This window comes from Micromonospora sp. NPDC049799, from assembly GCF_040656655.1.
In the GTDB taxonomy this organism is placed as follows: domain Bacteria; phylum Actinomycetota; class Actinomycetes; order Mycobacteriales; family Micromonosporaceae; genus Micromonospora.
Map to the genome: position 1 here is coordinate 1 of NZ_JBFAMU010000392.1, position 4,644 is coordinate 4,644.

A 4,644-nucleotide genomic window follows, 5' to 3' on the forward strand; every position below is an offset into this window, starting at 1 on the left:
GGTGCCCTGGCCCTCGGCCCGGCGGCGCCCGGCAACGCGGCATCGCAGGGCTTCCCGGCGCTCAGCGACGACCGGGCCGCGGCCAACCGTTCCACCACCGCCGCGCCCGCTGAGATGAGCCAGCTCGACTTCATGCTCGGTGACTGGCGGTGCGTGGTCGTCACCCAGGTGCACGGCCAGCCGGAGATGAAGAACATCACCTACCTCTCCGTGCGGTCCATCCTCGGAGGGCACTGGTACGAGCTGCGCTCACTTCAGCTGCCCAGCACCTCGAACCCACAGCGGGTCGTCGCCCGGCAGGTGTACGGGTGGGACCCGGTGGCGCAGCAGTTCACCACCTACTACTTCGACGATGCGGACGGCCAGGGCAGCGGCAGCGCCCCGCCGGTGACCAACGGGCACGCGGTCTTCACCGGCACCTACCTGTTCAACGGGTTCCGGCACATCGGCCGGGACGATCTCTATTCGCCCGCGCCGGACAAGCTCTACAACGACGTCTCGATGGCGATGGAGTCCACTCCGGACCAGTTGTTCCCGGTGGGCACCGCCCGCTGCGACCGGTCCTGACGGCACAGTGCCCGGGCGGGCCGGCCGGTGTCGACCCGCCCGGGCGGGGCCTCGTCAGACCGTGACGCGGAGCCGCTCGATGCCGGGCAGTACCGACAGCAGCGGCGGATGCCGCCAGTCCGGCGGCCGGATGGTCAGGTCGACCCGGAGGTGTCGTCCGGCGCAGACCCGTAGCTCGTCCGACATACCCACCAGCAGCGACGGCGCGCGGCCGTCGTCCACGGCCGGCCCGATAGCGGCGGCGAGCAGATACCACCGGCCGACCGGCACGTGGTCCATCCGCCACGGTCCCGGCTCCTCGACCAGCTGCGAGGTGACCGGGAGCCCGCGGGGAACGGGGGTGTCGAAGACGCCGGCGAGAACGGGAGAGTTGGCCCCCGGTACGGCCCGGATCGTGCCGGACAGGCTGCCGGCCGGATGGTCCCGCAGAGGTTCGGGCGCACCGTCGTGGGGGAGCGGTTCGCCCTGGGCCACCCGACGGTAGGCGGTGGGGGAGAGGCCGACGCACTCGGTGAACCGGCGGGTGAAGGTGCCGAGGCTGCCGTAGCCCACCTGGACGCTGATCTCGGCCACGCTGAGCGTGGTGGTGGAAAGCAGATGTTTGGCCTCGTGGATCCGGACGGCGGAGAGGAAACGGCCCGGCGTCACCCCGGTTACCCGGCGGAAGGTCCGCAGAAAGTGAAACTTGCTTATCATCGCCGACCTCGCCAGGTCGTCGAGGCTGAGCGGCTCCTCGTATCGATCCCGGATCGCGTCAATGGCTCGTCGGATGCCGTCTTTCACCGTTGCCCCCCAGCAAATAATTGGTCTCCCCCACGGCGAGCCTCCTGTTGGTCGCTGCCAGAACGCGCACAGATCACTGTTATGCGGGTCAGGCTGCCGGCATTTCCGAGAAATCCCGCTCCACCGTCGCGAATCGGAACAACGACCCCTACCACGCGCAGATGGTATCGCAATGCTGGCGCTGAGTTACGGATCAAGTGCGCTGGGTTGTCAAATTGCTGTGGTTAGGTCGGTCCTAGGTGGACACGCGCAACCTGTCGCATTTACACGTTTAAGATCACTCCGCGACCCGGGTGCGCGTCGTCCAGCGGAAAACGACCGGATCGGGCGAGGGTGCGGGATCGTCGATCTCCCGCTCAAAGTGCTCGTAGCCGCCCCGGTGGTGAATCTTTATCTTTTGTCCGTCCTGGGGCAGTCGTTGGCTCCGAACGGTTGCCGGTAGGTCGTTCGGTCCGCCGACGAGAACCGCCTCGATCGTGTTTTCGACGACGTTTTCGGGCGAGCTGGTCATCGCTACCCTCCCGTCCTGTTGGGAAATCTTGTGCATCGACTTCTTTCAGTATTGCGAGAGGTTGCGGGATTGTGCACCCGTAATGCACCCCTATCTTGCCGGTGGGGCCAGGGGAAATAGCGTGCAAAGTCGCGGTCGATCGCTCTGTGGCAAATACAATCGCCGGACGCGTATCGCATGCCACTCCGGCCGATGTTCCCGGCCCGGCCGGTCGGGCCGGCCCTCATTACCAGGACGGTGAATGCAGGTGACGACGGCTTTTTCCCAGGACGTCTGGACCCGCCGCTACCACGACGCGGGCCCGGCCGCGGTGCGGCTGGTCTGCTTCCCGCACGCCGGCGGGTCCGCCAGTTTCTACTTCCCGGTGTCCCAGGCGCTCGCGCCGCGTGTCGAGGTGCTCGCCGTGCAGTATCCGGGGCGCCAGGAGCGGCGCCGGGAGGCGGCGGTGGGCTCCATCCACGAGTTGGCCGACCGGATCGCCGAGGTGCTTGCGCTCGACGACGGGCGCCCGACCGCCTTCTTCGGCCACAGCATGGGGGCGACCGTGGCCTTCGAGGTCGCCCACCGGCTCGAGCGCGACCGGGGGCTGTCGTTGCTGCACCTGTTCGCCTCGGGCCGTAGGGCTCCCGACCAGGTCCGCATCGAGGACCTGCACCAGCGGGGTGACGACGCGATCGTCGCCGAGCTGCGCCGGCACAGCGCCACCGACGACCGGCTGCTGGCGGACCAGGAGCTGCTGCGGATGATCCTTCCCGCGCTCCGGTCCGACTACCGGGCAATCGAGACCTACCGGGAGCGGCCCGGGACCCGGCTGCGCTGCCCGCTGACGGTGCTGGTCGGCACCGCGGACCCGCTGGTCACCACGGACGAGGCGGAGGCGTGGCGGGCCCACACCACCGGCCCCACCGACGTCCGCTACTTCCCGGGCGGCCATTTCTACCTCACCGAGCGGCCCGCGGACGTCCTCGCGGTGGTGACCGAGGTGCTCGGTCCCGTCCACCACTGACCGCCGCACACGCCGCCCTGCGCCGAAGGCGACGCGGGGCGGCGGTACGCGTACCGGGCGGAGCGAGTCGTCAGAGCGGGATGTTGCCGTGCCGGCCCCGCCGGTTCCGCGCGGCGGCGAACGCCTCGGCGAGCCGCCGGCGGGTGTCCGCCGGCTCGATGATCTCGTCGATGACGCCAAGCGCGAGTCCCCGCTTCACTCCACCGGATTCTCGGCGGTGCTCCTCCACCAGCTGGGCGCGCAGCTCGGCGGCCTTTTCCGGCAAGGCCGCCGCCAGCTCCCGCCGGTGCAGCACCCCCACCGCGGCCTCCGCACCCATCACCGCCACCTCCGCCTCCGGCCAGGCGAAGACCGCGGTCGCGCCGAGCGAGCGGGAGTTCATCGCGATGTACGCCCCGCCGTAGGACTTCCGCGTGATCAGGGTTATCCGGGCCACCTCGGCCTCGGCGAAGGCGTGCAGCAGCTTGGCCCCCCGCCGGACCACCCCGTCCCATTCCTGCCCGACCCCCGGCAGGTAGCCGGGCACGTCGACCAGGACCAGCAGGGGCACGCCCAGCGCGTCGCACATCCGCACGAAACGGGCCGCCTTCTCGGCGCTCTGCGAGTCGAGGCAGCCGCCCTTGCGCAACGGGTTGTTGGCCAGCAGGCCGACCGTCCTGCCGGCGAGCCGGCCCAGCCCGATCACCATGTTCCGGGCCCAGTTGGGCTGGAGTTCCTCGAACGAGGGCCCGTCGTCGTCCCGGTCGAGCAGGTGCCGCACCAACGGACGCACGTCGTACGCCCGCCGGCTGGACTCCGGCAGCAGCGCCCGTAGGTCCGGGCCGCCCGCTGCCGCGGCCGGGGCGACGTGGCCGGGGCGGGCGAGCAACTCGGTGATCCGCCGGGCCCGGAGGTACGCCTCCGCCTCCGACGCGGCCGTCACGTGCGCCACCCCCGAGCGGCGGGCGTGCACCGACGGCCCGCCCAACGACTCCATGTCCACCTGTTCACCGGTGACGCTCTGCACCACGTTTGGACCGGTGACGAAGACCCGCGCCGCGTCCGACATGATCACCAGGTCGGTGAGCGCCGGACCGTACGCGGCGGCTCCGGCCGCCGGACCGAGGACGACCGAGATCTGCGGGATCCGACCGGACGCCTTGGTCATCATGGCGAACATCCGTCCGACGCCGTCCATCGACTCGACGCCGTCGGCCAGCTTGGCCCCACCCGAGTGCCACAACCCGATCACCGGCCAGTGCTTCCACAGTGCCAGCCGGATCGCCTCGATGATGTGGTCGGCGCCGGCCGCACCGAGCGCCCCGCCCATCCGGCCGGCGTCGGTGCAGTATGCGACCACCGGGAAGCCGCCGATCCGGCCACTGACGGCGGTCACGCCGCTGTCGTCGGCGGGATGCATCGGCAGCAGACTGCCCGGGTCCAGCAGCCGCCCGAGGCGGGTGCGCGGGTGCCGGTCGTCGGTATGGACCGACTCCCCGTCGAGGCGTGCGGTGAGTGTGACCGTCATGCTGGACCTCCGCAGCGCGGGGTGGGTGGAGTGGGAGAGAGTGTCCTCACGCTAACGACGATCTCGCACGGCGCTGAACCCCTAATCCACCCCGGATCCGGTGTCGTCAGAAGTGAAATCCAGGTGCTCAGGTAGGGGTTGCTGAATCACGGCGTACGCGCTTCGCTGTCCTCGGCGCCCGTGTCGATCGTGGGGCAAGGTCTCCTGCTACCCGGAACGGGGCGGCCGTAAAACGCCGGCCCGCGTCGCCCCGGCAGCATAGCCCTCGGT

At 70.2% G+C, this 4,644-nt stretch carries 5 protein-coding genes; 2 read left to right on the plus strand and 3 right to left on the minus strand.

Annotated elements, in window-relative coordinates; translation table 11 throughout:
* On the plus strand, positions 1 to 567 hold a 567-nt coding region (locus tag AB0I76_RS22910), incomplete at its 5' end, for a DUF1579 family protein (RefSeq protein ID WP_357038934.1).
* Positions 568 to 621: 54 nt separating this feature from the next.
* On the opposite strand, the gene AB0I76_RS22915 is transcribed toward AB0I76_RS22910, so the two are convergent.
* Positions 622 to 1,350 carry an AraC family transcriptional regulator gene (locus AB0I76_RS22915; RefSeq protein WP_357038937.1) on the minus strand — a complete coding sequence of 243 codons (729 nt, stop codon included), beginning with the start codon at positions 1,348 to 1,350 and terminating at the stop codon, positions 622 to 624.
* A 277-nt stretch (positions 1,351 to 1,627) separates the two neighbouring features.
* Entirely contained in the window at positions 1,628 to 1,861 is a 234-nt protein-coding gene (locus AB0I76_RS22920; protein ID WP_357038940.1) for a DUF5988 family protein, read from the minus strand.
* Between the two features lie 247 nt (positions 1,862 to 2,108).
* Here AB0I76_RS22920 and AB0I76_RS22925 point away from each other — a divergent pair, with 247 nt between their 5' ends.
* The gene (locus tag AB0I76_RS22925; protein ID WP_357038943.1) at positions 2,109 to 2,867 is read left to right on the plus strand and encodes an alpha/beta fold hydrolase; all 759 of its coding nucleotides are present in this window, start codon (positions 2,109 to 2,111) and stop codon (positions 2,865 to 2,867) included.
* A gap of 70 nt (positions 2,868 to 2,937) precedes the next feature.
* Here AB0I76_RS22925 and AB0I76_RS22930 read toward each other — a convergent pair whose 3' ends face one another.
* On the minus strand, positions 2,938 to 4,374 hold the full coding sequence (locus AB0I76_RS22930; protein ID WP_357038946.1) for a carboxyl transferase domain-containing protein: 1,437 nt from the start codon (positions 4,372 to 4,374) through the stop codon (positions 2,938 to 2,940).
* Positions 4,375 to 4,644 lie beyond the last annotated feature (270 nt).